This is a genomic window from Haloferax namakaokahaiae, from assembly GCF_042663225.1.
GTDB lineage: Archaea > Halobacteriota > Halobacteria > Halobacteriales > Haloferacaceae > Haloferax > Haloferax namakaokahaiae.
Genome location: NZ_JBHTAA010000001.1, coordinates 1 through 25,633, shown reverse-complemented (window position 1 = coordinate 25,633; position 25,633 = coordinate 1). Strand labels below are relative to the sequence as shown.

Annotated in this window: 30 protein-coding genes and 1 tRNA gene; 17 read left to right on the top strand and 14 right to left on the bottom strand. The window is 62.5% G+C overall.

The window, feature by feature from the left end:
* The first annotated feature begins 24 nt into the window (after positions 1-24).
* The 3 genes from ACFQJC_RS00155 (at position 25) to sod (ending at position 2,085) form a co-directional block, all read left to right on the top strand.
* Positions 25-648: a DJ-1/PfpI family protein gene (locus ACFQJC_RS00155; RefSeq protein ID WP_390221217.1), complete on the top strand. Its 624-nt coding sequence runs from the start codon at positions 25-27 to the stop codon at positions 646-648.
* Positions 649-755: 107 nt separating this feature from the next.
* Positions 756-1,364, top strand: coding sequence for a superoxide dismutase (locus ACFQJC_RS00150; protein WP_390221216.1), 609 nt, complete (start codon positions 756-758; stop codon positions 1,362-1,364).
* A 121-nt stretch (positions 1,365-1,485) separates the two neighbouring features.
* Entirely contained in the window at positions 1,486-2,085 is a 600-nt protein-coding gene (gene sod / locus ACFQJC_RS00145; protein ID WP_390221215.1) for a superoxide dismutase, read from the top strand.
* 57 nt (positions 2,086-2,142) lie between these two features.
* On the opposite strand, the gene ACFQJC_RS00140 is transcribed toward sod, so the two are convergent.
* Positions 2,143-2,571 carry a DUF7522 family protein gene (locus ACFQJC_RS00140; protein ID WP_390221214.1) on the bottom strand — a complete coding sequence of 143 codons (429 nt, stop codon included), beginning with the start codon at positions 2,569-2,571 and terminating at the stop codon, positions 2,143-2,145.
* A gap of 141 nt (positions 2,572-2,712) precedes the next feature.
* On the opposite strand from ACFQJC_RS00140, the gene ACFQJC_RS00135 reads away from it, so the two are divergent.
* Together ACFQJC_RS00135 and ACFQJC_RS00130 are read left to right on the top strand one after the other, a co-directional pair.
* Positions 2,713-3,006, top strand: coding sequence for a DUF5827 family protein (locus ACFQJC_RS00135; RefSeq protein WP_390221213.1), 294 nt, complete (start codon positions 2,713-2,715; stop codon positions 3,004-3,006).
* 86 nt (positions 3,007-3,092) lie between these two features.
* A complete protein-coding gene (locus tag ACFQJC_RS00130) occupies positions 3,093-3,851 on the top strand; it encodes an SDR family oxidoreductase (protein WP_390221212.1) in 759 nt (252 codons plus the stop codon).
* 27 nt (positions 3,852-3,878) lie between these two features.
* Here the strand turns inward: ACFQJC_RS00130 and ACFQJC_RS00125 are convergent, their stop codons facing one another.
* Positions 3,879-4,460 carry an MBL fold metallo-hydrolase gene (locus ACFQJC_RS00125; RefSeq protein WP_390221211.1) on the bottom strand — a complete coding sequence of 194 codons (582 nt, stop codon included), beginning with the start codon at positions 4,458-4,460 and terminating at the stop codon, positions 3,879-3,881.
* A gap of 104 nt (positions 4,461-4,564) precedes the next feature.
* On the opposite strand from ACFQJC_RS00125, the gene thyA reads away from it, so the two are divergent.
* From thyA to ACFQJC_RS00110, 3 genes are read left to right on the top strand one after another with little or no spacing between them, the layout of a single operon-like run.
* Positions 4,565-5,569 (top strand): thymidylate synthase, encoded by a 1,005-nt coding sequence (gene thyA, locus ACFQJC_RS00120; protein WP_390221210.1) that lies wholly within the window; start codon positions 4,565-4,567, stop codon positions 5,567-5,569.
* Entirely contained in the window at positions 5,566-6,069 is a 504-nt protein-coding gene (locus ACFQJC_RS00115) for a dihydrofolate reductase (protein WP_390221209.1), read from the top strand. The genes thyA and ACFQJC_RS00115 overlap by 4 nt, the downstream gene beginning before the upstream one ends.
* A 12-nt stretch (positions 6,070-6,081) precedes the next feature.
* Entirely contained in the window at positions 6,082-6,276 is a 195-nt protein-coding gene (locus ACFQJC_RS00110) for a DUF4177 domain-containing protein (protein ID WP_390221208.1), read from the top strand.
* Between the two features lie 26 nt (positions 6,277-6,302).
* Here ACFQJC_RS00110 and sufB read toward each other — a convergent pair whose 3' ends face one another.
* On the bottom strand, positions 6,303-7,736 hold the full coding sequence (gene sufB, locus ACFQJC_RS00105) for a Fe-S cluster assembly protein SufB (protein WP_390221207.1): 1,434 nt from the start codon (positions 7,734-7,736) through the stop codon (positions 6,303-6,305).
* A gap of 405 nt (positions 7,737-8,141) precedes the next feature.
* Here sufB and ACFQJC_RS00100 point away from each other — a divergent pair, with 405 nt between their 5' ends.
* The 3 genes from ACFQJC_RS00100 to ACFQJC_RS00090 all read left to right on the top strand — a co-directional run bounded on the left by ACFQJC_RS00100 (position 8,142) and on the right by ACFQJC_RS00090 (position 9,962).
* Positions 8,142-8,324, top strand: coding sequence for an HVO_2922 family protein (locus ACFQJC_RS00100; protein WP_390221206.1), 183 nt, complete (start codon positions 8,142-8,144; stop codon positions 8,322-8,324).
* 114 nt (positions 8,325-8,438) lie between these two features.
* The gene (gene psmA / locus ACFQJC_RS00095) at positions 8,439-9,167 is read left to right on the top strand and encodes an archaeal proteasome endopeptidase complex subunit alpha (protein WP_390221205.1); all 729 of its coding nucleotides are present in this window, start codon (positions 8,439-8,441) and stop codon (positions 9,165-9,167) included.
* A complete protein-coding gene (locus ACFQJC_RS00090) occupies positions 9,168-9,962 on the top strand; it encodes an MOSC domain-containing protein (protein WP_390221204.1) in 795 nt (264 codons plus the stop codon). It begins immediately after the preceding gene.
* Between the two features lie 30 nt (positions 9,963-9,992).
* Here ACFQJC_RS00090 and ACFQJC_RS00085 read toward each other — a convergent pair whose 3' ends face one another.
* Positions 9,993-10,730, bottom strand: coding sequence for an SDR family oxidoreductase (locus ACFQJC_RS00085; RefSeq protein ID WP_390221203.1), 738 nt, complete (start codon positions 10,728-10,730; stop codon positions 9,993-9,995).
* Between the two features lie 116 nt (positions 10,731-10,846).
* Here ACFQJC_RS00085 and ACFQJC_RS00080 point away from each other — a divergent pair, with 116 nt between their 5' ends.
* A complete protein-coding gene (locus ACFQJC_RS00080) occupies positions 10,847-12,004 on the top strand; it encodes a metal-dependent hydrolase family protein (RefSeq protein WP_390221202.1) in 1,158 nt (385 codons plus the stop codon).
* Between the two features lie 84 nt (positions 12,005-12,088).
* Positions 12,089-12,163, top strand: a tRNA-Glu gene (locus tag ACFQJC_RS00075).
* A 211-nt stretch (positions 12,164-12,374) separates the two neighbouring features.
* Here ACFQJC_RS00075 and ACFQJC_RS00070 read toward each other — a convergent pair.
* From ACFQJC_RS00070 to ACFQJC_RS00040, 7 genes are all read right to left on the bottom strand, one after another.
* Positions 12,375-13,112, bottom strand: a complete 738-nt coding sequence (locus tag ACFQJC_RS00070) for an ABC transporter ATP-binding protein (RefSeq protein WP_390221201.1) — start codon at positions 13,110-13,112, stop codon at positions 12,375-12,377.
* Positions 13,109-13,906, bottom strand: coding sequence for an ABC transporter ATP-binding protein (locus ACFQJC_RS00065; protein ID WP_390221200.1), 798 nt, complete (start codon positions 13,904-13,906; stop codon positions 13,109-13,111). The genes ACFQJC_RS00070 and ACFQJC_RS00065 overlap by 4 nt, the downstream gene beginning before the upstream one ends.
* Positions 13,903-14,970 carry a branched-chain amino acid ABC transporter permease gene (locus ACFQJC_RS00060; protein WP_390221199.1) on the bottom strand — a complete coding sequence of 356 codons (1,068 nt, stop codon included), beginning with the start codon at positions 14,968-14,970 and terminating at the stop codon, positions 13,903-13,905. The genes ACFQJC_RS00065 and ACFQJC_RS00060 overlap by 4 nt, the downstream gene beginning before the upstream one ends.
* Positions 14,970-15,860, bottom strand: coding sequence for a branched-chain amino acid ABC transporter permease (locus ACFQJC_RS00055; RefSeq protein ID WP_390221198.1), 891 nt, complete (start codon positions 15,858-15,860; stop codon positions 14,970-14,972). The genes ACFQJC_RS00060 and ACFQJC_RS00055 overlap by 1 nt, the downstream gene beginning before the upstream one ends.
* Before the next feature lie 5 nt (positions 15,861-15,865).
* On the bottom strand, positions 15,866-17,200 hold the full coding sequence (locus tag ACFQJC_RS00050) for an amino acid ABC transporter substrate-binding protein (protein ID WP_390221196.1): 1,335 nt from the start codon (positions 17,198-17,200) through the stop codon (positions 15,866-15,868).
* Between the two features lie 190 nt (positions 17,201-17,390).
* The gene (locus ACFQJC_RS00045; RefSeq protein WP_390221195.1) at positions 17,391-18,950 is read right to left on the bottom strand and encodes an SLC13 family permease; all 1,560 of its coding nucleotides are present in this window, start codon (positions 18,948-18,950) and stop codon (positions 17,391-17,393) included.
* Positions 18,951-19,046: 96 nt separating this feature from the next.
* Positions 19,047-19,298 carry a hypothetical protein gene (locus ACFQJC_RS00040; protein WP_390221194.1) on the bottom strand — a complete coding sequence of 84 codons (252 nt, stop codon included), beginning with the start codon at positions 19,296-19,298 and terminating at the stop codon, positions 19,047-19,049.
* A 131-nt stretch (positions 19,299-19,429) separates the two neighbouring features.
* Here ACFQJC_RS00040 and ACFQJC_RS00035 point away from each other — a divergent pair, with 131 nt between their 5' ends.
* Together ACFQJC_RS00035 and ACFQJC_RS00030 are read left to right on the top strand one after the other, a co-directional pair.
* Positions 19,430-20,752: a 5'-deoxyadenosine deaminase gene (locus ACFQJC_RS00035; RefSeq protein ID WP_390221193.1), complete on the top strand. Its 1,323-nt coding sequence runs from the start codon at positions 19,430-19,432 to the stop codon at positions 20,750-20,752.
* 63 nt (positions 20,753-20,815) lie between these two features.
* Complete coding sequence (locus ACFQJC_RS00030; protein WP_390221192.1) at positions 20,816-21,421, top strand: GNAT family N-acetyltransferase; 606 nt, start codon at positions 20,816-20,818, stop codon at positions 21,419-21,421.
* A gap of 87 nt (positions 21,422-21,508) precedes the next feature.
* Here ACFQJC_RS00030 and ACFQJC_RS00025 read toward each other — a convergent pair whose 3' ends face one another.
* Both ACFQJC_RS00025 and ACFQJC_RS00020 read right to left on the bottom strand, forming a co-directional pair.
* The gene (locus ACFQJC_RS00025; RefSeq protein ID WP_390221191.1) at positions 21,509-21,862 is read right to left on the bottom strand and encodes a hypothetical protein; all 354 of its coding nucleotides are present in this window, start codon (positions 21,860-21,862) and stop codon (positions 21,509-21,511) included.
* Between the two features lie 53 nt (positions 21,863-21,915).
* Entirely contained in the window at positions 21,916-23,106 is a 1,191-nt protein-coding gene (locus ACFQJC_RS00020; RefSeq protein WP_390221190.1) for a redox-regulated ATPase YchF, read from the bottom strand.
* Between the two features lie 165 nt (positions 23,107-23,271).
* On the opposite strand from ACFQJC_RS00020, the gene ACFQJC_RS00015 reads away from it, so the two are divergent.
* Together ACFQJC_RS00015 and ACFQJC_RS00010 are read left to right on the top strand one after the other, a co-directional pair.
* Positions 23,272-23,610 carry a hypothetical protein gene (locus ACFQJC_RS00015; protein WP_390221189.1) on the top strand — a complete coding sequence of 113 codons (339 nt, stop codon included), beginning with the start codon at positions 23,272-23,274 and terminating at the stop codon, positions 23,608-23,610.
* 35 nt (positions 23,611-23,645) lie between these two features.
* Complete coding sequence (locus tag ACFQJC_RS00010) at positions 23,646-24,017, top strand: hypothetical protein (RefSeq protein ID WP_390222310.1); 372 nt, start codon at positions 23,646-23,648, stop codon at positions 24,015-24,017.
* Positions 24,018-24,100: 83 nt separating this feature from the next.
* Here the strand turns inward: ACFQJC_RS00010 and ACFQJC_RS00005 are convergent, their stop codons facing one another.
* Positions 24,101-25,306 carry a hypothetical protein gene (locus ACFQJC_RS00005; protein ID WP_390221188.1) on the bottom strand — a complete coding sequence of 402 codons (1,206 nt, stop codon included), beginning with the start codon at positions 25,304-25,306 and terminating at the stop codon, positions 24,101-24,103.
* Between the last annotated feature and the right edge of the window lie 327 nt (positions 25,307-25,633).

Sequence of the window (25,633 nt, the reverse complement as noted above, 5' to 3'; positions counted from 1 at the left end):
GCACTCGGCGACGACTCCCGAGACATGGACGTCGCCATTCTCGTCTACGACGGCTTCGACGAACTCGACGCGGTCGCCCCGTTCGAGGTGTTTCAGAACGCCGGTGCGTTCGGCGCAGACTGTGAGGCACGCATCGTCACGCTCGACGAACACGAGTTCGTCACCGCGAGTCACGGCCTCCGCGTCGGTGTCGATGGTACCCTCGACCCGGCGTCCGACCGCCCGGACCTGCTCGTGGTTCCCGGCGGTGGGTGGAACAGTCGCGCCCCACAGAGCGCGTGGGCAGAAGCCGAAAAGGGCGACATTCCAGACGCGATTTCGACGCTGCACGGCGCGGGAACCACCGTCGCGGGCGTCTGTACCGGCGGGATGCTCCTCTCTCGCGCGGGAATCCTCGACGGGCGACCCGCAATCACGCACAACGGCGCACTTCCAGACCTGCGCGAGACGGCCGCCGAAGTCGTCGAGGCCCGCGTCGTGGACGACGGCGACGTGTTGACCGCCGGCGGCGTCACATCTGGTCTCGACCTCTCGCTCCACATCGTCGAACGCGAGTTCGGAGCCGAGATTGCGAACCGAATCGCCACCGAAATCGAGTACGAACGACGCGACACGCCCGCTGTCGGCGCGAACGAGGCTGGCGACTGAGACCGGCAACTGAGATCGGACCGAGACGTTTCTGCGAAGGAGAAAGTGAGCCAAACATATAATTTGGCTAACATTTAACAGAATCCCCCACAACGTACTCAGTGCCCATGGCATACGAACTTCCAGCACTCCCGTACGACTACGACGCGCTCGAACCGGTCATCGACCAGCGAATCATGGAACTGCACCACGACAAGCACCACCAGGGCTACGTTGACGGCGCGAACGCCGCCTTGGACAAACTGGCCGAGATGCGCGAGAGCGGCGACACGAGCGACATCAAAGGGGTAAAGCGCAACCTCGCGTTCAACCTCTCGGGACACGTCAACCACACCATCTTCTGGGAGAACATGAGCCCCGACGGCGGCGGCGAACCGGACGGCGAACTCGCCGACGCCATCGAGCGGGACTTCGGTGGATTCGACCAGTTCAAGTCCGACTTCGCGGCCGCATCGAAAGGCGTCGAAGGCTCCGGATGGGGCCAACTCGTCTACGACCACGTCGGCGACCAACTGATGGTCATCGCCGCCGAGAATCACCAGAATCAACAGGCGTCGGCGAGCACGCCGCTGCTCGTCCTCGACGTCTGGGAACACGCCTACTACCTCCAGTACGAGAACAACCGGGGCGAGTACGTTGACAACTTCTGGGACGTCGTCGATTGGGACGACGTCGCAGAGCGCTACAGCAGCGCCAAGAACGCCGTCAACATCTAACAACGGCGTCTTCGACTTTTTCATTTCGAGCTAACGCGTCACTTCAGTGGACTGTGCTAGCATACGACTTCTCAAACTTTATCTGTATTTGTAAGCATATATCACCCGGAGGTAATTTACCATGAGCTACGAACTCGACCCACTTCCGTACGATTACGACGCGCTCGAACCACACATCTCCGAGCAGGTTCTCACGTGGCACCACGATACCCACCATCAGGGCTACGTCAACGGCTGGAACGCCGCAGAAGAGACGCTCGCGGAAAACCGTGAAGCGGGCGAGTTCGGTTCGTCCGCCGGTGCGCTTCGCAACGTGACCCACAACGGCTCGGGTCACATCCTGCACGACCTCTTCTGGCAGAACATGTCGCCTGAAGGCGGCGACGAGCCAGAAGGTGCGCTCGCAGACCGCATCGCCGAAGACTTCGGCTCCTACGACGCCTGGAAGGGCGAATTCGAAGCGGCCGCGGGCGCAGCAGGTGGCTGGGCGCTGCTCGTCTACGACTCGTTCTCGAACCAGCTTCGGAACGTCGTCGTTGACAAGCACGACCAGGGCGCACTCTGGGGCAGCCACCCCATCCTCGCACTCGACGTCTGGGAACACTCGTACTACCACGACTACGGCCCGGCCCGTGGCGACTTCGTCTCGAACTTCTTCGAGGTCGTCGATTGGGAAGAGCCGTCCGCTCGCTACGAGCAGGCCGTCGAACTGTTCGAGTAAACCCTCATCCTGAAAATTTTTTAGCGACGCAATCCGCGAGCGATAGCCGTAGCGACGTTAGAGTCCGTCCGAGGTGCTATCGACGACTGTCGGCAGCAGCCGAGAGAAATCGAGTTCGTCGCCGAGTCGCTGGACCGCGTCGTCGAGTCTTGCGAAGTCGCGCCCCTCGTCACTCCGGTCGAACCCGGCGAGGACGCCGATCGAGTGCGGGCCAACGAACGTGCGGAACTGTTCGAAGGAGTCGAACCCGCGGACGGTGTAACTGTACTCGGCGTAGTACAGCGCTTCGTAAGTGTGTCTCGTGACGTATCCGTACCGCTCGTTGTCGATGAACCGTGAGACATCGACCGAGTCGAGGGCTGCTGCAACGTCGTCTCTCACGTAGTGACTCTCGTGTGTCCGCTGGTCGAAGACCCACACGTCGCGGAGGGCTTCCCCTCCGAAGTCCCGGAATACCTCGACAAGTCGCGCGGAAGCGTCGCTCATCTTTCGCCACTCTCTCACAACCCCTGATAAGTGTTACCGTGCAGTGGGGAGCTGCGGCGACAGTGTTGGTATGCAATCTGTACCCGCGTGTCGAAACGAGAAGGTCGTCGGTGTTTTGGCGTTCGGAGAAATAGTGCACGTATGCCGAAATCAAAAGACGAGTTCGAGACCCTCTACGGTTATCTGCTGTACGAACCCACAGACATTCTTCACCCCGACTACATGTACACCGTTCCCGAAATCGCGCGGATGTTGCAGGGACTCGACCCGACGACGGACCTCGCCGAAGACACCGAAGACCACCTCATCGACTGGACGATTCCGTGGATTATCTCTCACGAAGAAGACTTCGTCATCAACGACCCGCGCGGTGACGAACCGGGCTACTTCGGTCTCCATCCCGACGTCATCGAGGACGAGGAAACCGAAGAGTAACCGACCTCTCACGGGGGACGGTGGAACGCGACCCCCACGAGTGGACCAAGAGCTATCTGTCAGTGCGTTGTTGTCTATGGCGCACTATGACGCAATTCGATTCGAAAGTCGCAGTGGTAACTGGCGCGGGGTCGGGAATCGGACGAGCAACCGCAGAAGCGTTCGCCGACGAAGGAGCGTCCGTCGTGGTCGCCGATATCGACGTCGAGGGGGGCGAAGAGACGGTCGAAGCAATCGAAGACGCCGGTGGTGAGGCCGTCTTCGTCTCCGCCGACGTGACGAACGAGGACGAAATCGCGTCGATGGTCGATGCCGCACTCTCGGAGTACGGCCGACTCGACTTCGCGTGCAACAACGCGGGTATCGGCGGCGCGCAAAAACCGACCGCCGACCTCACGTTCGAGGAGTGGCAGCAAGTCATCGACATCAACCTCAACGGCGTCTGGCGCTGTATGAATCAGGAGATTCCGGCGATGCTCGACGGCGACGGCGGCGTCGTCGTCAACATGGCGTCGATTCTCGGGAAGGTCGGGTTCGAAAACGCAGGCCCGTACGTCGCGTCGAAACACGGCGTCGTCGGCCTGACGAAGACCGCCGCCCAAGAGTACGCCCAGCGAGGCGTCCGCGTCAACGCGGTCTGTCCCGGCTTTATCGACACGCCACTGCTCGCCGAAGGCGGGTTGGACGACCCAGAAGCGAAAAAAGGAATCGAGGCACTCCACCCGGTCGGTCGTCTCGGGACCGTCGAAGAAATCGCCTCGGCAGTCGTGTGGCTCTGCACCGACGGTGCATCGTTCACGACCGGTGAAACGCTCACCGTCGATGGTGGCTACACGGCGCGCTAAACGCGCAGCTCGCGCCGATTTTTAGTTTCACGCCGTCATCCGCGCCGCCCGACACGCGAGTTCGATATCGTCCTGCGGGCGGGTGAGCACGCTCGGCCCGTGGCCGACGTGGAGTTCCGAGATGTCGTCGCCAACCACTGTTCGGAGTCTGTCGAGGCTCTCGATTATCAGGTCGCGGTCGCCCTCTGCGAGGTCGGTTCGGCCGTAGCCGCCGTTGGCGAACACGAGGTCGCCGCCGAAACAGACGCCAGTCTTTTTCGAATAAAAGCAAAGATGGTCGTTTTTGTGCCCCGGCGTGTGGAAGGCCTGAAACACGGCGTCGCCGATTTGGACGCGCTCTTCGTCGTCGATGCGGTTGTCCACTGCGAGGTGGCCGGGGTCGTAGCCCCACGTCTGCACGTCGAACGCCTCGCGGAGGGCATCGACGTTGTCGATGTGGTCCGGGTGGGTGTGGGTCACGTACACCGCATCAAGGTCGTCGGTGTGTTCGCGGACCGCCGCCGCGACATCGAAGTTGGCCCCGGCATCGACGAGCGCAGTCGTCTCGCCCTCGACGAGAAAGACGTTGCACGTGAAGGCGCTGACGCCCTGCGCGAGATTTCGAATCATACCGTGGATAGAACGACGGGGGTCTTTCCTGTTGTGCTGGCCGCAAGCGCACATTTTAATTCCATCTAACGAAACCCACGAACAGACCTAGGAGGGGACCTCACATGCGCCAATATCTCGACCTCGTGACGGACGTTCTCGGCACCGGGCAGTACAAACCGAATCGAACCGGCGTGGACACGATTTCCGGCTTCTCGAAGCACTACCAAATCGACCTCGCCGAGGGCTTTCCGCTCTTGACGACGAAGGACCTCTCGGGCTTTCGCTGGAACTCGCTCATCCACGAACTGCTGTGGTACCTCTCGGGCGAAGAGCACATCCGCACCCTCCGCGAGGAGACCAAGATTTGGGACGCGTGGGCCGACGACGACGGCAACCTCGATACCGCCTACGGGCGCTTCTGGCGACGCTTCCCCGTCCCCGACGACGACGCCCAACTGCCGGGCGAGGCGTGGCCCGACGCGGACCAGCGCTGGATGAACGACGAGGGCACGTTCGACCAACTCCAGTACGTCCTCGACACGCTCGACGAGAACCCCAACTCCCGGCGGATGGTCATCAACGCGTGGCACCCCGCCAACGCCGCCGTCTCGACCCTCCCGCCGTGTCACTACACCTTCGTCTTTAACGTCCAGGGCGACACGCTCAACGTCCATCTCACCCAGCGCTCGGGCGACATCGCACTCGGGATTCCCTTCAACATCGCCGCCTACTCCATTCTCGCGCAGGTCGTCGCCCAACAGACCGAGTTCGAGCTCGGGTCGTTCGGCCACACCATCGTAGACGCCCACGTCTACTGCGGCACCGGCGAGCGCGGCGCGTGGTACGGTGAGCACCTCGACGAACTCCAAGCGCGCATCGCCGACGTAGACGACCCCGAAGGCTACCTCGACGTGCGCGAATGGCTCCTCGAAGAAGCACCCGCCGAAGCCGAGGGTGAAGAGGACTACGACCACGTCCCCGGACTCCTCTTGCAGGCCGCCCGCGAACCCCGCGAGCGCCCGACGCTCGACATCTCCGACGTTCCCCTCTCGGACCTCACGTTCGACGACTTCACGCTCCGCGACTACGACCCCGCCGACGGGATTCGGTTCTCGGTGGCCGAATGAGCCTGCGATTCGTCCTCATCGCCGCCGTCGCAGACAACGGCGTCATCGGCCGCGACGGCGACATGCCGTGGCACCTCCCCGAAGACCTCAAACACTTCAAGCAGACGACGATGGGCCACCCCGTCGTCATGGGCCGAACGACCTACGAGAGCATCGCCGCGCAAATCGATGGCCCCCTTCCGGGGCGACAGAACATCGTCCTCACGACCCGCGATATCGAACTCCCCGCGGGTGCCGAAGTCGTCGGCTCTGTGGAGGAGGCAATCGACGCGGCCGAAGTCGCGGCCGAAGAGATGGGCGTCGAATCGGCGTACGTCGTCGGCGGCCAGACTGTCTACGAGCAGTTCTTCGACCGCGCCGACGCGATGGTGCTCACCGAACTCGCCGAGTCGTACGAGGGCGACACGCGATTCCCCGAATGGGACGCCGACGAGTGGGCGGAGACGGCGCGTGACGACCACGACGGATTCGCGTTCGTCACTTACAAGCGCCGGGACTGAGTGGGTCAGACGATGCCTAACTGGGAGTACAAGATAATTCGAACCGCGGACGGCGGCCTGTTCAGCGGCGATACCGCGCCGATGGAAGACGTGCTGAACTCGCTCGGAAGTGAGGGCTGGGAACTCGTGGAGACGCTCTCGGACTCCCGCGGTGCGGGTGCCGGAAGCGGCCAGACGGCGCTCGTGTTCAAGCGACCGGTGGAGTAGAAGCGGAGAGACGCGAGAAAAGAGAATCAGCCGAGACTGCCTTCCATCTCCAACTCGACCAAGCGGTTGAGTTCGACGGCGTACTCGATTGGGAGTTCTTTCGTGATGGGTTCGATAAAGCCCGAGACGATGAGTTGCTTCGACTCGTCGTCGGAGAGGCCGCGCGACTGGAGATAGAAGATGTCGTCGTCGCCGATTTTCCCGACTGTCGCTTCGTGGGCGACATCGACTTTGCTCTCGTGAATCTCGATGTGGGGCATCGTATCCGACAGCGACTCGTTGTCGAACATCAGGGCGTCGCACTCGACAGAGCACGACGAGTCTGTCGCGCCGTGAGCGATGCGGACGAGACCACGGTAGTTGGTACGACCACCGCCGCGAGAGATGGACTTCGAAGTGATAGTCGATTTCGTGTTCGGCGCGTTGTGGTAGACCTTCGCGCCGGTGTCGATGTTCTGGCCCTCGCTGGCGAACGCGATGGTGATGTGGTTATCGGAGGCACCCCGACCGTTCAGGATGGTCGCGGGGTAGAGCATCGTCGTCTTCGACCCCATCGACCCGGAAATCCACTCCATTCGACCACCGGCATCGACGATGGCACGCTTCGTGTTCAGGTTGTAGGTGTTCTTCGACCAGTTTTGAACCGTGGAGTACTGGACGTGCGCGTCCTCTTTGACGAACACTTCGACACACCCGGAGTGGAGGTTAAACACCGAATACTTGGGTGCCGAACAGCCCTCGATGTAGTGGACTTCGGACCCCTTCTCGGCGACGATGAGCGTGTGTTCGAACTGGCCCATCCCGGCCGAGTTCATGCGGAAGTAGGCCTGAATCGGCATCTCGACGGTGACGCCTTCGGGGACGTAGACGAACGACCCGCCGGACCAAATCGCGCCGTGGAGCGCGGCGAACTTGTTGTCGCTCGGAGGGACGCACTTCGTCATGAAGTACTCCTCTACTAACTCGGGGTGGTCCCGGACGGCTTTGTCCATATCGCAGAAGACCACGCCTTGCTTCTCCCACTCCTCCTGCATGTTCTGGTAGACGATTTCGGACTCGTACTGCGCGCCGACGCCGGAGAGCGCGTTTCGCTCTGCTTCCGGAATTCCGAGTTTGTCGAACGTATCGCGGATGTCCTCGGGGAGGTCCATCCAGTCTTTGACGCCGCCGCGAACGTCCACGTCGGGGCGGATGTACGGGACGATGGCGTTCACGTCCACCCCCGAGAGGTCGGGTTGGCCGGGCCAGTCGGTCGGCATCGGCATCTTCTGGAACATCCGAAGCGCTCGCAGGCGGCGCTCCAGCATCCACTCGGGTTCGCCCTTGTCTTCTGAGATGACGCGCACCGTCTCCTCGTTCAGCCCTTTCTTCGCTATGAAGGCCGCCCGTTGCTCCTTCTTGAAGTCGAAGCGATTCTGCACGTCGGTGTCTTTGAAGTGCTGTTCCTCGCGTGTGCTCATGGTGTTCTAGGGGTGCCGAAAGGATATGAGCGTGCCTCCGGGAGTCAGGCCACGAGACTGTCAGATTCGGCCGGTAGTCAGTGTACAACCCCGTTCGAACGGCGGTTATTTCGTCTATACTCAGGTTGCTTGCCGTCCTCAGTGTAGTTGCGGCGGAAGCCGCATTGTTTGTGTTCCATTCGTTGGTCCCCGCGGCCACCCCACCTCAACCCTCCTCTCGTCTCCGCTTACCTTCCTTCGACCACTCTCGCTTTCCTTCGACCACTCTCGCTTTCCTTCGACCACTCTCGCTTTCCTTCCACCACTCTCGCTTTCCTTCCACCACCGCTGGCGACTCCGTTCGTCCCTTCGGCTTCACCCGCCGCTTTCACACACTGTTTTCCTCGCTGACATCCATGGGCGGATATGAGCAAAGCCCGATTCGAGGTGTACCGCGACGCGGCGTCTGAGTATCGCTGGCGACTCGTCCACGACAACGGCAACATCCTCGCGGACTCCGGCGAGGGCTACGCCTCGAAGCAGAAGGCGAAACAGGGAATCCAGAGCGTGAAAACCAACGCACCGGAGGCCCTCGTCGTCGAGGTGTAGCCTGCTCTCCCTCTGCGGCCTGTTAAACCCCACGACACTGCCGGGGGTGGAGGGTTTTTCCGCCTTCGGAACGCAGAGGGGGATAATGACGAACCACGGTTCCGAGGAGGAACGATGAACCGAAACGACAAACAGGCCTACGACCGCGGGACCTCGCTGTTCTCGCCGGACGGCCGCATCTATCAGGTTGAGTACGCGCGTGAGGCAGTCAAGCGCGGCGCACCCGTCGTCGGCGTGCGCACCGCCGACGGCGTCGTGCTCGCGGTCCGCCGTTCGACCGCGTCGCCGCTCATGGAGCCGACGAGCATCGAGAAACTCCACAAACTCGACGTGCACCTCGGTGCCGCGAGCGCCGGCCACGTCGCCGACGCGCGCAAACTCGTTGACTTCGCGCGGACGACCGCCCAGCGCGAACGCCTCCGCTACGGCGAACCCATGGGCGTCGAAGCGCTGACGAAGGCCATCACCGACGACATCCAAGAGAGCACGCAGTACGGCGGGACCCGCCCGTACGGTGCTTCGCTGCTCATCGCGGGCTACGAGAACGGTCGCGGCCAGCTCTTCGCCACCGACCCCTCGGGGACGCCCCAAGAGTGGAAGGCAGTCGCCATCGGCGGCCACCGCGAAGACATTCAGGACGTGCTTGAATCGGCGTACACCGACGACCTGTCGCTCGGCGACGGCATCTCGCTCGCGGTCAAAGCGCTGCGTTCGTCCGACGACGAACTGACCGCCGAAGAGATTAGCCTCGCAACCATCTCGGAAGACGGCTATCAGACGGTCGAAGACGAGACGGTCGCCGAAGCGTTCGACGACGCCGCAGCCGACGCCGACGAGGAGTAAATGTCAGCTACCGATGCGGTGACGCTCTCCCGCATCGCCGTCTACCCGGTCAAGTCGCTCGACCCGGTGTTCGTCGAGCGGGCCGAACTCGTCGAGAACGGCGGTCTCAGCGGCGACCGAGCGTTCGCCATCTTCGACGAAGACGGGAACTACGTCAACGGAAAACGAGAGCGCGCGACCCATCGCATCCGGAGTCACGTCGCACTCGACGAGGAGACGGTGCGGCTGTCAGCCCCAGAGATGGACGACTACGACGGTCCCGTCGCGGACGCCGACGACTGGTTGGCGGAGTACTTCGGCTATCCGGTCGAACTCCGGCGCGAGACGGCCGGCGGGTTTCCGGACGACACGACCGCGAGCGGGCCGACGGTCATCTCGACGCAGACGCTCGAAGCCGTCGCGTCGTGGTACGACGGAATCGACGTGGACGAGATGCGACGGCGACTCCGGCCCAATCTCGAACTCGACGCGCCGGAACCCTTCTGGGAGGAGAACCTCTTCGACACGCGAGACACCCGCGTCCAGTGGTCCCTCGGGTCGGCGTCGTTCGTCGGCGTCAACCCCTGTCAGCGGTGTATCGTCCCGACGCGGAATCCCGAGACGGGCGAACCGACGTCGGAGTTCAAAGAGACCTTTATGAAAAAGCGCGCCGAGACGATGCCCCCGTGGTCCGGCGGCGACTGGTTCGACCACTACTTCCGGTTGATGGTCAACACGAGGGTTCCCGAATCGTCGTGGGGCGAGACCCTCGCCGTTGGCGACGAAGTGTCGGTCGGCGAGATTCGATCGGTCTGAGCAGTCTCTCTCGGCGTCTCTTCCGAACCGTCACCAACCACTGAACTTGTCGCGGCGGTAGAGGTCGAGTTCGCTCACGGTCGAGTCGTCCTGTAGCGCCGCGAATCGGATGGCGTTCGCAATCTCTTCTGGCTCGGTGACCTCGCCCGATTCGAATCGAACCTCGAACGAGTCGCCGTCTTCGGAGCCGAACTCGGTTCGGACTTCGGTCGGGTTGACGACGGTGATGCCGATGCCGGCGTCGCCGACCTGTCCTTCGAGGCTGTGGGCGAAACCGCGGACCCACCACTTCGAGGCGGCGTAGACGGGGTTTGCCGGGCGCGGGTACTGTCCGGCGAAACTCCCGACGAAGATGAGGTTCCCTGTCGTCTCGCGGAGGTGTGGCAGTGCGGCACGAGAGACGTAGAACACGCCATCGACGTTGGTGTCCATCATCTGTCGGTACTCGTCGGTCGTCAGCGACGCGACGTCCGACCCGCGGGCGAGTCCGGCGTTGTTGACGACGACATCGAGTCGGCCGAAGGTATCGACCGCGGATTCGACCGCGGATTCGACTGCGTCCTCGTCGCGGACGTCGGTCGGGAGGACGAGCGTCTCGACGCCGAAGTCGGCTTCGAGGTCCGACGCGATGTTCGAGAGTCGGCCTTCCCGACGAGCGAGTAATGCGATATCGGCACCGACTGCTGCCAGCGCACGGGTGGTCTCCTCACCGATTCCTGAACTCGCACCAGTCACGAGTGCGACGGCGTCGTCGAGGTTCTCACGCATACAGGGTGGTGTGCGACCCATCCCAATCAAGGGTCGGCCTTCGGCAGAAATCCAACAAATCACCGCCCCTCGCCGACACCCGCGCATTTACATCACCGGACCGGGTCGGAAATCACATGTTCACGCTCACCGGCGCACAGGTTGTCGATGTCGATGGCACTCGGGAAGCAAACGTCGTCGTCGATGAGGAGTCGGGGACAATCGTCTCCGTCGGCGACGAAATCGAAGGCGAGACGCGAGACGCTTCCGGGAAGGTCATCGCGCCGGGGCTTATCGACTCGCACGTCCACCTCATGATGGACAGTCGGCCGAACGTCGCAGGCTACATACAGGAGACTCACGAACGCGGGTGTTTCCGCGCCGCGGCGAACTTCCAGAAGACGCTCGAAGCGGGCGTCACGACCGTGCGTGACCTCGGCGCACCCAAAGACCTCGGAACGACCGCGAAGGCCGCCGTGGCCGCCGGTGAACTCGATGGCCCGCGCGTCCGCGCCTGCGGAGAGAACATCACGATGACGGGTGGCCACGGTCACTACTGGGGACGAGAAGCAGACGGCCCGGACGAGGTTCGAAAAGCCGCCCGCGAGCAACTCAAGCGGGGCGCTGACGTGGTGAAGTGCATGGCGACCGGCGGCGTGCTCACCGAAGGGGCAGTCACGGGCGCACCCGAACTCTCCGAAGCGGAGATGCGCGCCCTCGTCGAGGCGGCGAGCGCCAAGGGCATCCCGACGGCGGCACACGCCCACGGCAAAGCGGGCATCCAAAACGCCTCTCGCGCCGGTATCACCAGTATCGAACACGGGATGTTCATGGACCGAGAGACGGCCGAACTCCTCGTCGAGAACGACACCTACTGGGTGCCGACTGCCTCCGCAGTACTCGAAATCGTCGAGAACGGCATCGACGCAGGAATCCCCGAAGAGGCCGTCGCAAAGGCCGAAGAGGCCGCCGAAGCGTTCGAAAGAGCGTGGGAGCACGCCCTCGACGCCGGCGTGAAGATTGCGATGGGGACCGACGCGGGGACGCCGTTCAACGAGCACGGGCAAAACGCACTCCGCGAAATGGAGTTGATGGTCGGGTACGGTCTTTCGCCAGCAGAGGCGCTCGAAGCCGCGACGGTCACCGCCGCCGAGTTGCTCGGACTGGACGACGTCGGCAAGGTGAGCGAGGGCTACGTCGCGGACCTCGTCGTCCTCGACGCCGACCCGAGCGAAGACGCGAGCGCGTGGCGGACGGTTTCGACGGTCTTCCGCGAGGGGTCGCAGGTCGTCTAATCGCATCACGGCAGTTCGTCGCACAGTTGCGTTGAAGCGATACCCTTATACAACGCCGAGCAATACGAAGTACTGTACCAACGTGCTCTGTTGGTGTAGTCCGGCCAATCATCTCACCCTCTCACGGTGAGGACCAGGGTTCGAATCCCTGACGGAGCACTTTTCCAAATTCCCGAATCACGAGCGACAGCGAGTGTATTCGGGTTCCGTAAAGTGCGGAGGAAGGGATTCGAATCAGAGAGCGAACAACGTGAGCGACCGTGGTTCGAATCCCTGACGGAGCACTTCTCTGACGAACCACACACCGAGCGACGGCTATGAGTCACCGAAAGTGCCGACGGAAACGACAAAAAACAGCGAGCGCGACGCCCTACCCGCCGAGGTAGAGTCGCCCGACTTGTTCGTCGTTCAGGAGTTCGGTCCCCGTGCCGGTGAATTTAATCTCACCGCTGGCGAGGACGAACCCTCGGTCGGCGACGGAGAGTCCTTTCTCGGCGTTCTGTTCGACGAGGAGAATCGTCGTTCCGAGTTCGTTCAACTGCTCGATTCGCTCGAACACGTCGTCGATAAAGCGCGGTTCGAGTCCGATAGACGGCTCGTCGAGCATCATCAAGTCGGGTTCGACCACGAGCGCGCGGGCCAGTTCGAGCAGGCGTCGTTGCCCGCCAGAGAGGGTTCCCGCGCGCTGATTTCGGATGTCGCCGAGGACGGGGAACTCGTCGTAGAGCTCCTCGGCCCGTGCGGCGGCGCGTTCGTCGTCGTCGAAGATGTAGCCGCCCATGAGCATGTTCTCGTGGACGCTCATATCGGGGAAGACGCTCGAATCCTGCAAGACGTAGCTCATCCCCGAGGCGAGGCTCTCTTGTGGGCTTCGCTGGGTGACGTCGGTTCCGTCGAAGGTGACAGTACCCTCGAACACGTCGGCGAAGCCGTAGATGCTCTTCATCAGCGTGCTCTTTCCGGAACCGTTCGGGCCGATGAGACAGGCGATTTCGCCCTCTCGAACCTCGATATCCACGTCGTGGATGACCGTCGTGTTCCCGTAGCCTGCGGTCACATCGGACAGCGACAAGAACGGGTCGGTCGCTGGAGTCGGTGACATGTTCATTCCCTCCCGAGGTAGGCATCGAGCACGCTGTCGTCGTTCTGAATCTCTTCGGGCGTCCCGTCGGCGATCTTCTCGCCGTGGGCGAGCGCGTAGATGCGGTCCGAGACTTCCATGACGAAGTCCATGTTGTGTTCGATGAGGAAGATGGTCACCGAACTCTCCGTGTTCGCATCGCGGATGTAGCCCATCAGTTGCTCGAGCATCGACGGGTTGATGCCGCCCGCGGGTTCGTCCATCAAGAGCACGTCCGGGTCGGCCATCAGCGCCATCCCGAACTCCAGTAACTTCTGCTGGCCGAAGGACATCCGACCGGCGTGAAGGTCACGAAGACCCCAGAGACCGAGGTACTGGAGGAGTTCTTTCGCACGTTCGCGCGCGGCGGAACTCGGTGGTCGAAAGACGCGTTCGAGTCCGGTATCCTCGTCGGCGCTGACGAGCATGTTGTCCAGAATCGTCATCTCGCTGTACACGCGAGTGTGTTGGAACATCCGGACGAGTCCTTCACGGGCAATTTTGTGCTGTGGCCAGTCGGTCACGTCTCGCCCTCGGTAGTAGACGCTTCCCTCCGAAGGGCTGAGCGAGCCAGTGACACAGTTGAACAGGGTGGACTTTCCTGCCCCGTTCGGCCCGATGAGGCCAACGATTTCGCCTTCTCGGACCTCGATATCGACGTCATCGACGGCGACGAGGCCGCCGAATCGTTTGGTGATTCTGTCGGTCCGGATGACCGTCTCACCGGACGCCGAGGAGGCGGTGCGAGTCGCGTTCGAACTGGTGTTCTCTGCTGCCATCATGTATCACTCCCGGTGGTTCGGCCGCCGGTGGCCGTCGTATCGCTCCCGTCTGCGTCGTCGTCGAGACCCATCTCGTCGCCCGCGGCACCGCCACCGTACTCGTAGTACTCCATCGCACTCGCTCGCTCTCGGAGCGTCCCGACCACGCCGTCGGGGAGACGGACGACGGTCAGGATGACCACTGCACCGAGGACGACGAGTTGCCACCCGGTGAAGTAGGTGTCAATCTGGAGCATGGCCAGTCGGAGTGCGAACGCACCGATGACCGGGCCAGCGACGGTGCCGGCACCGCCGACCAGTGCCATTGCGATGAGTTCGACGTTCCACGCGGTGTTGAACGCGGTCATCGGATCGACGAACGTGTTGAACAGGCTCCACGCGCCGCCGGTACAGCCCGTAAAGAGGGCCGCCAGTACCCACGCGACGGTCTTGTAGTACGTCGTGTTCGTCCCCATCGCGGTCGCTTTCGTTTCGTCGTCGCGGATGGTGTTGAGTACGTATCCGAACCGGGTGCTGGTCAGGTAGTACGTGACCGCGACTTCGGCGACGAGCAGTCCGAGAAAGACGTAGTAGAACGTCGTATCGGACGGCGTCTCCAAGAGAATCTTCCCGCTCGCTCCACCGGTGACCTCCAGATTGCGGGCGATTTGCGTCGCCGCGAGGAGGATGCCGAGCGTCCCGATAGCGAAGTAACCGCCACGGAGACGAAGGACGATGAGACCGATGACGACGGCGAACAGCACCGACAGTAGTCCCGCGACGAGCAGTGCCGGCGGGAAACTCACGCCGAAGTCCTTCACCAGGATGGCGGTCGTGTAGGCGCCGACGCCGAAGAACGCCATGTTTCCGAAACTCGGATAGCCGGTCTGACCGCCCACCAAGTCCCACGACAGCGCCAACAGCGCGAAGATGAACAACTGGATGAGGACGGTCATGTTGTAGCCGGACTCCAGTCCGAGGAGTGGAAGCGCCGCGAACACGACGAAGAAGGCCGCGATGAGCGCCCACGCGTGCCGACCGCAGAAGTCGAGTACGGACTGGGCGGTGTTCGTCGTCCCCGGCATCAGTCATCCCCCACCGAGGTTCCGAACAGGCCGCTCGGTTTGACGACGAGCAGGACGATAAGGAGCAGGAAGCTCACCGCGAGCGTCCACGTACTCCCGACCAGTCCGCTCGTGACCTCTTCGACCGCACCGAGACCGAGTCCGCCGACGAGCGCGCCGAGGACGCTCCCGATACCGCCGAAGACGACGATGACGAACGACTTGAGCGTGAACACGAGTCCCATCTGTGGCTGAATGTTCAGAATCATGGCCACGAAGCTCCCGGAACCCCCTGCGATAGCGGCCGAGAGACCGAACGTCACCGCGCGCGTGTGCTCGACGTCGATTCCGATGAGTTCGGACGCTTCGGGGTTCTGTGCGACGGCGCGAATCGCCCTTCCACGACGCGTTCGCTTGAGGAACGCCCAGAGGAGTCCCGTGAGAACGACCGCACCGCCGAAGGCGATGAGCTTCATCTTCGGGACGACGATGCCAGCGAGCTGTAGCGACGGATTGGCGAGCGCGACGGAGACGCTTCGCGGCGTCGCCGACCACGCTTGAATCGCCAACTGCTGGAGTATGATGCTGATACCGAACGTCACCAGCAGGGTCAAAAACAGGTCCTTCTCCGTGACTTGCGTGACGAGTGTGCGTTGGAGCGCGTAGCCGACGGCGAACAGGACGACGACCGCGACTGGAACTGTTGCGAGTGCCAGCGCGGGAGACGCCGGGTCGCCGCTGGTTGCGAAGTTCACCAACCAGTAGGTGGTGTATCCGCCGAGCATCACCATCTCGCCGTGGGCGAGGTTGATGATGTCCACGACACCCCAGATGAGGGCGAAGCCGACGGCGACGGCCGCGAAGAGCGACCCGATTAGCAAGCCGTTTACGACGAACTGGGTGAATGCCATGGAGATTACCGTTCAGCCCACGCGGGCATTGGGTAGACTGGTGCAGACTGCTGGACGTTCTCGGGCCAGACGATCTGCTTGCCGTCCTCCGGTTGCCACTGGTAGACGAGCATCTTCTTGTCGATGACGCCGTTGTCGGTAAAGGCGACCTGTCCGTAGCAGGTCTTGAACTGCGTGTCACGAATCGCATCTCGAACCTTCGTCGGCGTCACTTCGTCCACCGTCTCGAACGCGCGTTGGAACGTCTGGATGACGGACGCGCCCGCCGCGCTGTGGTAGTCCGGTGCGTAGCCGTACTCGTCTTCGATGGCCGAGACGAAGTCGCTGGTCGAACCGTAGATTTCGTCTTCGAAGTCGGCGTTGGACGCCCACGAACTCGGGCCGTACATGTAGTCACCGTTCGCGCCAGTCTCCTCTTTGAAGGAGTCGTTGAGGCTGCCGACGGTGGCCATCGCCATATCGACGTTCACGTCCTGACTCTCCATCTGCTTGGCCGCGACGATGGCGTGTTTCTGGTGGGCCGCGAGAACGAGAACGTCAGCACCCTGGTCGCGGACTTTACCGAGGTTCGTCGAGAGGTCGGACGTCGAGGAGGGGAACGTCTCGTCAACGACGATGTCGAGACCGACGCTCTCCATCTTCTTTCGGGCACCCTCCGCCGTGGACTGACTGAACGTGTCGTCCTCGGCGAGGATAGCCGCCTTCTTCGGAGCGGGACTCTGCGCCGCCGCCATATCGATAGCTGACAGCGGGTACTTGTCTGCCGTCGGCAACAGTCCGAAGATGAACTCGTTGCCTTGGCTGAAGATTTCTGGGCTCGCACCGCCGCCTTCGACCATCGGCTTTTGGTTCTTCGCGGCGACGGCGGACGCCGGAAGCGTCACCGAACTCGAATACGGCCCGAGCAGGTAGTCGATGCCGTCCTTGTCGATGAGTTCCTGATAGATGGTCTTGGACTTCGAGGCGTCCGTCTCGTCGTCTCGAAGCACCATCTCCAGTTCGTAGGTGTTCCCGTCGCCGGCCTCGACGCCGCCGGCCTCGTTTATCTTCTGAATCGTGAGTTCGTACGCGTCTTTGTAGAGTTTCCCGAGGTCGGCGTTGTCGCCCGAGAGACTCATCGACCCGCCGAGGGTGATGACGTTGCTGCCAGAGTCGTTCGACCCGCCCGAGTCGCCCGACTCCGAGTCGTCCATCTCGTCGGTGCCGTCCGAATCGGCACCGGAGTCTCCGCCAGAGTCTCCACCGGTACTTCCGGTACACCCGGCGAGTCCAGTGAGTGCCATCGTGCCTGTGCCACCTGCAACTTTCAGAAACGTCCGTCGGTTGGTGTGTCCAGCCATGGTTGTCTCCGTCGCGTGTATATCTGATACACGCAGACTATCCTTCACGTATATTTGATACCAATTAAATCTTGTCACTGATACGCACAGTCACGCGAACCGATAGCTCACGGGTGTAAGTACGTGAATGGATGAATGAGTGGGTGGGTGAGAGAAACGCTGTCCACGGCGAGGACCGCCGGGGTTCGGATCACCAGAGCGTCATTGGCCAGACGAAATAAAAGAGGGCGACGAGCAGTGCGGTCAAGACGACCGTCATCAGCGCGTTGAGAACCATCCCCGCTCTGAGCATGTGCCGTTGTTCCATGTAGCCACCACCGAAGACGATGGCGTTCGGCGGCGTCGCCACCGGAAGCGCGAACGCGAAAGACGCCGCGATTGCGCCGCTAACGGCGAGAAACACCGCCGCGGCGGCCGCTTCGATTCCCAAGGTGGCCGCGAAGATACCGCCGATTCCGATGAGAATCGGCGTGATGATCGTCGTCGTCGCGGTGTTCGAGGTCATCTCGGTGAGGAGCACGACGAACAGCACGACTGCACCGACGACGAGGACGATTGGCGCACCGACGAGCGACCCGAAGACCGTCTGCGAGACCCACTCGGTCGCCCCGGTGTCGGCGAGCGCATCGGCGAGCGAGATGCCACCACCGAAGAGCAGTATCGTCCCCCAGTCGATATCGACTAAGTCGTCCCAGTCCATCGCCCCCGACAGCGACAGTGCGGGAATCGCAAAGAGTCCCACGAGGACGAAGTACAGGATTCCCGCGTGACCGGCCGTGCCGAAGATGGACGTGCCGGTTCCGCCGAAGAGCGTCGTGAAGACTTCAGGTGGGAAGAGTCCCTCGAACAGGAAACCGAACCCGCCGAGAATCCACAGCACGGCCGTCGCCGCGAAGATGTACGCGACCCGTCTACCCATCGTGTCGAGCGACCCCTCTTCGCTGAGGTACGCCGCCGCTTTCGCGCGTGCGTCCTCCACGTCGGTTAGCTCCGGCGGGAAGAGCCAGTAGGTCAGCACGTACCAGACGATTGGGAGCGTGACGACGACGACTGGCACGCCGACGAAGAGCCAATCCGCGAACGTGAGTTCGTAACCGAGGAGGCGGTTGAGAAACGCGACGACGACGACGTTCGGGGGCGTTCCGATGAGCGTTCCAACCCCTCCCACGGAGGCGGCGTAGGCGGTCCCGAGGAGCGTCGCAATCTGCATGTTCGAAAAAAAGGTGCCGCCCTCCTCGACGAGTTGCTCGCGGCCGAGGACCTCGGCGAGAATGCCGAGCGCGATGGGCATCATCATCGCCGTCGTCGCCGTGTTCGACACCCACATCGAGAGAAACGCCGTCGCAAGCATGATTGCGAGAATGAGTCTCCGCGGCGACGACCCCATCAGACTCAACACCCAGAGCGCGATTCGGCGGTCGATGTTGTACTTTTGCAGCGCGTTCGCCAGCATGAACCCCGCGATGAACAGAAAGATGAGCGGGTCGGAAAAGCCCGATAGCGCCGGGTCAACCCGGCCGTAGACGCCGAACGTCGCCAACAGCAACGGAATCGTGAGTGCGGTCACCGCCAGTGGAAGCGCCCGTGCGACCCACAGCACCCCCGCGAAGAACATCACGGCCAGTGTCGCCTGCCCACGAGGTGAGAGACCGACCGGGTTCGGCGCGAAGACGATTGCCAACATCCCAAGGGTCGCTGCGAAGGCGACGACGACGCGTCGGGTGTGTGATTCGGCGGTCGTGCGACTCATTGTGACCCAGTATCATAGGTAGGGAACTTAATCATTGTCCGTTTACCTTGACTGTCTGAGTCGATGTCACGACGACCGTTCGAGCGGGCCGCCGGGTCAGAAATGTCGGAGAATAGCGTCGATTTGCTCGGCCGTCAGTTCTGCCGCATACAGGTCGTACAGGCCCTGAAGGCGCTGTCTCGATAGACTCCGCGTGTTGTTCTCCAGCATCGAGATGTGTGCTTGCATGATGTCGTCTACGACTTTCTCGACGCCGCGCTGCTCGTATCCGGCCGCCGTTCGGAGGAGGCGCCACGCTCTCGGCGAAATACGCTGGACATCTACGTCATCTCCCCCCGGTCCCTGCATCTATCGTACAGTTGTCCACAGATGTCCCGCTAATAATACTTTGTACGTCTCCGCTTGATACGACATCACTACCGACCCGACGGCGGCCGATACCTCAAGTATTTCCCTCCCGCTCTACTACGCGAACGAGGATGTTACTCGTCGGAACAGTCGTCGCGGACGCAACGACCATCATCGAAGCGGGGGCAGTCGTCGTCGAAGGGGACCGCATCGTCGCCGTCGGCGAGGAATCCACCCTCGCCGAGCAGTACGCAGACCACGAACGGCGCGAGTTCGACATCGTCGCACCCGGACTCGTCGGCGGCCACGTTCACTCCGTCCAGTCGCTCGGCCGCGGCATCGCGGACGACACCGAACTCCTCGATTGGCTGTTCGACCACGTGCTCCCGATGGAGGCCGGTCTCGACGCCGAGGGGATGCGTATCGCCGCCGAGTTGGGCTACCTCGAACTCATCGAGTCGGGGACGACCACCGTCATCGACCACCTGTCGGTCCGGCACGCCGACGAGGCGTTCGAAGCGGCCGGGAGAATGGGAATCCGAGGCCGAATCGGGAAGGTGCTGATGGACACGAACGCCCCCGACGACTTGGAAGAAGACACCGACGAGGCACTGGCCGAGACCGAACGCCTGATTCGAAACTATCACGACTCGTTCGACGGGCGAATCCAGTACGCCGTGACGCCGCGCTTTGCGGTCACCTGTTCCGAGGACTGTCTCCGCGGGGCACGCGAGTTGACCGACGCCTACGACGGCGTTCGCATCCACACCCACGCGAGTGAGAACCGCGACGAGATTGCAACCGTCGAAGAGGAGACCGGCATGCGCAACATCCACTGGTTGGACGAAGTCGGTCTCACCGGCGACGACGTGGTACTGGCCCACTGCGTCCACACCGACGAGTCCGAACGCGAGGTGCTCGCCGAGACGGGCACCCACGTCACCTACTGCCCCTCGTCGAACATGAAACTCGCCTCGGGTATCGCGCCAATCGTGGACTACCTCGAACGCGGCATCAACGTCGCCCTCGGGAACGACGGCCCGCCGTGTAACAACACGCTCGACGCGTTCACCGAGATGCGACAGGCCAGCCTCTTACAGAAAGTCGCCGCGCTCGACCCGACGAGTACGCCCGCCGGCGTCGTCTTCGAGATGGCGACGAGAAACGGGGCGAAAGCCGCGGGATTCGACCGCGTCGGAAAGTTAGCGGCAGGGTGGAAAGCCGACCTCGTGGGCATCACGACCGACCTTACGCGGGCGACACCCCTCCACGACGTGCTCTCGCATCTGGTCTTTTCGACCCACGGCGACGACGTGGAGTTCACGATGATAGACGGCGAGGTGCTCTACGACGAGGGCGAACACGTCCGCGCCGACGCGGACCGGATTCGACGCGAGGCCCGCGAGTACGCCGCCGATATCGGCGGTGTCGCACTCGAAGAGATTGCCGACTGAGTTTTACAGTTCAAACCGGCCGCCACCGCCGACATTTTGAGGGTCGCAATCCGCAGTATCGGTATGACTCTTCGTCTCCGCGCCGCGACGGCGTCCGACCTCCCGGCAATCCGCGAGATTTACACGCCGTTCGTCGAGGAAACCGCGATTACCTTCGCCTACGAACCGCCGAGTCTCGACGATTTGCGTGAGAAATTCGAGCAGAAGACGCACTACCCGTGGCTCGTCTGCGAGCGCGACGGCGAGGTTGCAGGCTACGCCTACGCCGGCGCAGTCCGCAAGCGAGCGGCCTACCAGTGGGCCGTCGAAACCTCCGTCTACGTCCACCCCGACCACCAGCGACACGGAATCGCGCGGGGTCTCTACACTGCACTCTGTGAGCTACTCGAAAAGCAGGGCTACGTCGTCGCCTACGCGGTAGTTACGACGCCGAACCCGGCGAGCATCGCCTTCCACGAGTCGATGGGCTTCGAACGCGTCGGCACGTTCGACGCCGTCGGCTACAAACACGACGCGTGGCACGACGTTGAGTGGTGGGCACTCGACCTTGGCGGACGTCCCGACGACCCCGACGAACCGCTCTCGGTCGCCGAGGCGCGGACGTTCGACTGGTGGGACGAAGCGCTCGAAGCCGGTCGGTCGGCAATCGAATCCTCGAATCGCGCGTGAGGAACGACCGGAAACGTGCCAAAGAGGCGTAGAAGAGACGTAGAATCAGCGCGGTGCGCGGTGGGTCAGACTCGTTCTGTGTGTCGATTACGCACGAACTTCCGCCGACTCTTCGGCGTGTTCGTCGCTCTCGGCGTCGCTCGGGCCGAGGTTGTTCATGACGTACTGTTCGACGCCCGCCGAGAGCATCGCCTCCCAGTCTTCGAACTCGGAGCACGTCGAGACGTGTCGGTCCCACTCGTGGTCCGGTATCGACTCGAAGGACTCCTGGTCGTCGATTTCGAATCCGCTACTGTCGATGAACTCGCTAATCGAGTTGGCGTCGCAGTGCGTCTGTATCCACGCCGGCGGAAAGAGATCCGCGAGCGTCACGTCGCCACCGAGACCACCAATCTCGACGTCGAGCGACAGCGGCTCGGTCTCCGTCTGACCCTCACCCATACGCGGGGGTTCGTCGCTGGGTATAACGGTGTTGCGGTTGGCGGTCACGAAATTCAGTTCGTTGAGATAATTTCGACCACGTCGCGGTGGCTGAGTTCGTGGTCCGCGCCGATTTGGCGCTTCGAGTGACAGTCGATGCCGTGGAGGAGACCGTCGCCGATATCGGAGTGCAGGTGGTACGCGAAGTCCTCGGTCGTCGAATCTTCGGGCAGGATGAAGCAGTCGCGGAAGACGCCCTGCGTGCTGGACTTGCCGTTCGCGCTGCCGGGGAAGATGGCGATTGCACCCATCACGTCGAACAGCGCCGATTCGAGGACTTGCTGGACGCCCGTCCCGCCGTACTCGCCGATAAAGTCACGAATCTGTTCGAGACCCGCTTCCTGTTCGTCGCTCACGTCGCCGACGATTTCGAAGTCGTCGTCGCCGGGGCGGTAGTCGAGGACGCCCCCTTCCTGTGCGTTCTTGAGTGCCTTCTCCGCGTGCGCGCTCGCGGGGATGAACGTGAGGTGTTCGTAGTCGGGGTCCGAAGTGATTTCCTCGTAGTTCTCCTGGGAGACCGGCTTGTCCATCTTGTTCGCCGCGATGATTATCGGCTTCGTGCGCTTGCGAATCTCGCGGGCGAGGGCTTCTCTGTCCTCGTCTTCCCACTCGTCGGGGTCGAGCGAGAGGTCGAGCGAGAGGATGATCTGCTTGATTTCGTCTTTGTTCGTCTTGAACGCCGACATCTGCTCGGCGAGGTCAACTTCGATGTCCTTCTCCTCGCCGTGGTAACCCGAGCGGTAGCGCTCGATACCCTTCTCCAGAATGCCGAGATACCACATGTCGAGTTCGTTTTCGAGGAAGTCGATGTCGTCGCGGGGGTCGTGGCCTTCCGTCGCCTCGCCCTCGATGTCCGTCTCACCCGAGAAGTCCACGACGTGAACGAGCACGTCCGCCTCGTTGAGGTCGGTCAGGAACTGGTTGCCAAGCCCTTTGCCCTCGTGTGCACCGGGGATGAGACCCGCAACGTCAACGAGTTTGACCGGGACGAAGCGCATGCCGTCGTCGCAGTAGCCGACCGACGGCGTACACGATTCGTCGAACTCGGGGGCCGCGCACTCGACGCGGACGTACGCCTCACCGATGGACGGGTCGATCGTCGTAAAGGGGTAGGCACCTTCCGGTACGTCGTTCATCGTCGCCGCGTTGAAGAAACTGGATTTCCCGACGGACGGTTTTCCGACGAGACCAATCTTGTAACTCATTCGTTGGTGCGACTGGTGTCTCGAACGCTAATAACGATTCGACGTTAGTTCGCCCGTGCGTGAAATTGCCATGCGCGATTGGGTGGCGACGATACCCGGTCGCTCGCGGTGCATGTGACGCACGCCTCCGGTGCATCTTTGTCGCTCTACCGCCGACTCTCGACAATGACTGATTCAGCGGACTCCGAAGCCGAGGATGCACCATCTCCCGGCGACGACCCCGGGGGTGACACCTTCGGTGTCGGTATCGCCGTCACCGAATCCGAGTTGCGCTTCGTCGTCAACGTCCCCTCCGACATCGACTCGGGGTGGACCGACCCCGAGGCGTTCCAACGACTCGTCGAACGCGTCACGTGGGAACAACTCGACCAACAACAGGTGTTGCGCTCGATTGCGGCGAACGCCCCCACCGGAGAGACGGTGTTTCTCGGGCGCGTGAGGCTCCACCCCGATGGGACCGTCGTTGACCACACGCTCGCCGCACCCTCCTTCGACGACGCGTGACCGACGCGCTCGACACCGAAACCGCCGTTCGAACCATGCAGGAGGCCGCGCTCTCGCGGGCACTCGCCAGCGACGAAGGCGTCCGCGACTCGCTCGCGCTCGCCGGCGCGCTCGAAACCGCACGAACTACCGCGGAATCGAGTGCCTTCGAGGGGAACGTCACCCTCTCCGCGTCGCTCGCGTTCCTCTCGACGCTCTTCGCCCATCGTCGCCTCCGCGACTCGCTGCGGTCGGGGGTTCGCGTGACCGACGACTCCGCGTGGTATCCGACGGGTGCGCCCGCCCGCGTGGACGACGAACTCGTCCGCCGAGGTGCTCGTCTCGCCGTCGAGCGGTTCGATATCGACCCGTCACGACTCAGCGAGCGCTGTGAAGTCGCTGTCGCAGAGATTCTTCGAGAAAAGTAACCACGGCCCGACAGTTGCCCCGAGTTGGGTGGGAGTAGGCCGTGTTCACGTCCGAGTTAATTGGTCACCGACGTTCGAGGGCGTTACTTGCCCTTCGCGTGGTCGGGCTTGCCGTTGGAGTTGCCCTTCTTGTCGTCGTCATCGTCGTCATCGTCGTCCGATTCAGCCTCGTCTGAATCGTCGCTGTCGTCGTCCGTCTTCTCAGCCTTCTCGTCTCCCTTGTCCTTCTGCGCGTGTTCCGGTGGGCCTCGCTCTTTGTCTTCGTGCTTATCGGCTTTGTCGTCTTTCGGGCCAGCGTGGTCCGGGCGCTTCTCGTCAGCGTTTCCGGGGTTGTTCTCGGTCACGAAGTCCGAGACGGCCTGTCCCATCGGGCCGTCGTAGTCCATCGTCTTGAGGCGCTCGACGAATCGGCTCACGAGTTCTCCGAACGGGCTGTCGTCTGCGACCTCACCCAAGAGCGTCGCAGTCGTTTCGGCCGTGTCGTTTTCGTACGTCGCGGTCACGTTGACCGTGGTGTTCTGGAGGGGTGCCGAGAGTTCGACCGTCCCGTTCTCGTCCGTCTGGTACTCGCCCGCGTCCGTGTAGTTACCCGAGACGACGACCGTCGCGTTCTCGACGCCTTCGTCGTCTTCGGTGACCGAGACGGTGACACTCGCATCGTCTCCTTGCGTGACGGAGACGCCGAATTCGTCAGCCGTGATTTCGACCGTACGGTCCACGCTCAGGTCGCCGCTCGTGGCGAGGAACGTGAGGTTCGTCGTGGTATCCGGTTCGGCGACCGAGACCGTTCCGTTCGCGTCCGTCTGGAACGTTCCGTTCTCGTAATCGCTCCCAGTGACTTCGACCGTTGCGTTCTCGACTGGCTCGCCGTACTGGCGGACCGTCGCGGTCACCGAGTCGTTGGCGTCGTCGTGTTCGACGGCGACACGGAGCGACTTGTCGAGGGGAACGAGTTCGACCGACTCGCTCGCCGTCGCGTTGTCAGCGCTCGCGTTGAGCGTGACGTTCACGCGCTCCTCGGGGTTCGGGAGTTCGACCGTTCCGTTCGCGTCGGTCTGATACGTGCCCGTACCCGTGTAGTTCGCGCTCGATTCGACTTCGACCGTCGCGTTCTCGACGACCGAATCGTTCTGGGTCACGGTCACCGTCGCATTCCCTGTCTCGGTGTCCTGCGTGACACCGAGCGTGAGGGACTGTTCGGCGGCTGCCGCGCCGACGGTCGCGGGGACCATCGCTACGGCCAGCAACGCGATGACCATGACTGCCGTGATGTGTTTGCTGCCGCGCATGCAACCACCGCTTGTCACGCTATCTGCCTAAAAGGGGAACACCGTAACCCCGGTTTTCGTTGAATTTCACGTCGTTCAACGCGTTTTCAATCGGGCTTTCGTCTGTCGATTTCGACCACTTTCGAACGGACAACCAGGTGAGGCTGTCTCGTTCGGTGTCTATTTGGTATCTAACTGCGGGTGCGTCGTGTACCGACGCGGTTTGGGTACGGATGCGTCTGTTGGAGCGACGCCTCTGGCTCGACGAACCGGAAGTGGCGAGTCGAGACCGACTCGCTATAAATGAAAAAAGCCCAGCGGGCGCGAACGCGCCTGCTGGGCTGTGAT

Coding starts and splice junctions, on each gene's coding strand:
- ACFQJC_RS00155 (WP_390221217.1), top strand. CDS start 25: ATGGACGTCGCCATTCTCGTCTACGACGGCTTCGACGAACTCGACGCG.
- ACFQJC_RS00150 (WP_390221216.1), top strand. CDS start 756: ATGGCATACGAACTTCCAGCACTCCCGTACGACTACGACGCGCTCGAA.
- sod (WP_390221215.1), top strand. CDS start 1,486: ATGAGCTACGAACTCGACCCACTTCCGTACGATTACGACGCGCTCGAA.
- ACFQJC_RS00140 (WP_390221214.1), bottom strand. CDS start 2,571: ATGAGCGACGCTTCCGCGCGACTTGTCGAGGTATTCCGGGACTTCGGA.
- ACFQJC_RS00135 (WP_390221213.1), top strand. CDS start 2,713: ATGCCGAAATCAAAAGACGAGTTCGAGACCCTCTACGGTTATCTGCTG.
- ACFQJC_RS00130 (WP_390221212.1), top strand. CDS start 3,093: ATGACGCAATTCGATTCGAAAGTCGCAGTGGTAACTGGCGCGGGGTCG.
- ACFQJC_RS00125 (WP_390221211.1), bottom strand. CDS start 4,460: ATGATTCGAAATCTCGCGCAGGGCGTCAGCGCCTTCACGTGCAACGTC.
- thyA (WP_390221210.1), top strand. CDS start 4,565: ATGCGCCAATATCTCGACCTCGTGACGGACGTTCTCGGCACCGGGCAG.
- ACFQJC_RS00115 (WP_390221209.1), top strand. CDS start 5,566: ATGAGCCTGCGATTCGTCCTCATCGCCGCCGTCGCAGACAACGGCGTC.
- ACFQJC_RS00110 (WP_390221208.1), top strand. CDS start 6,082: ATGCCTAACTGGGAGTACAAGATAATTCGAACCGCGGACGGCGGCCTG.
- sufB (WP_390221207.1), bottom strand. CDS start 7,736: ATGAGCACACGCGAGGAACAGCACTTCAAAGACACCGACGTGCAGAAT.
- ACFQJC_RS00100 (WP_390221206.1), top strand. CDS start 8,142: ATGAGCAAAGCCCGATTCGAGGTGTACCGCGACGCGGCGTCTGAGTAT.
- psmA (WP_390221205.1), top strand. CDS start 8,439: ATGAACCGAAACGACAAACAGGCCTACGACCGCGGGACCTCGCTGTTC.
- ACFQJC_RS00090 (WP_390221204.1), top strand. CDS start 9,168: ATGTCAGCTACCGATGCGGTGACGCTCTCCCGCATCGCCGTCTACCCG.
- ACFQJC_RS00085 (WP_390221203.1), bottom strand. CDS start 10,730: ATGCGTGAGAACCTCGACGACGCCGTCGCACTCGTGACTGGTGCGAGT.
- ACFQJC_RS00080 (WP_390221202.1), top strand. CDS start 10,847: ATGTTCACGCTCACCGGCGCACAGGTTGTCGATGTCGATGGCACTCGG.
- ACFQJC_RS00070 (WP_390221201.1), bottom strand. CDS start 13,112: ATGAACATGTCACCGACTCCAGCGACCGACCCGTTCTTGTCGCTGTCC.
- ACFQJC_RS00065 (WP_390221200.1), bottom strand. CDS start 13,906: ATGATGGCAGCAGAGAACACCAGTTCGAACGCGACTCGCACCGCCTCC.
- ACFQJC_RS00060 (WP_390221199.1), bottom strand. CDS start 14,970: ATGCCGGGGACGACGAACACCGCCCAGTCCGTACTCGACTTCTGCGGT.
- ACFQJC_RS00055 (WP_390221198.1), bottom strand. CDS start 15,860: ATGGCATTCACCCAGTTCGTCGTAAACGGCTTGCTAATCGGGTCGCTC.
- ACFQJC_RS00050 (WP_390221196.1), bottom strand. CDS start 17,200: ATGGCTGGACACACCAACCGACGGACGTTTCTGAAAGTTGCAGGTGGC.
- ACFQJC_RS00045 (WP_390221195.1), bottom strand. CDS start 18,950: ATGAGTCGCACGACCGCCGAATCACACACCCGACGCGTCGTCGTCGCC.
- ACFQJC_RS00040 (WP_390221194.1), bottom strand. CDS start 19,298: ATGCAGGGACCGGGGGGAGATGACGTAGATGTCCAGCGTATTTCGCCG.
- ACFQJC_RS00035 (WP_390221193.1), top strand. CDS start 19,430: ATGTTACTCGTCGGAACAGTCGTCGCGGACGCAACGACCATCATCGAA.
- ACFQJC_RS00030 (WP_390221192.1), top strand. CDS start 20,816: ATGACTCTTCGTCTCCGCGCCGCGACGGCGTCCGACCTCCCGGCAATC.
- ACFQJC_RS00025 (WP_390221191.1), bottom strand. CDS start 21,862: ATGGGTGAGGGTCAGACGGAGACCGAGCCGCTGTCGCTCGACGTCGAG.
- ACFQJC_RS00020 (WP_390221190.1), bottom strand. CDS start 23,106: ATGAGTTACAAGATTGGTCTCGTCGGAAAACCGTCCGTCGGGAAATCC.
- ACFQJC_RS00015 (WP_390221189.1), top strand. CDS start 23,272: ATGACTGATTCAGCGGACTCCGAAGCCGAGGATGCACCATCTCCCGGC.
- ACFQJC_RS00010 (WP_390222310.1), top strand. CDS start 23,646: ATGCAGGAGGCCGCGCTCTCGCGGGCACTCGCCAGCGACGAAGGCGTC.
- ACFQJC_RS00005 (WP_390221188.1), bottom strand. CDS start 25,306: ATGCGCGGCAGCAAACACATCACGGCAGTCATGGTCATCGCGTTGCTG.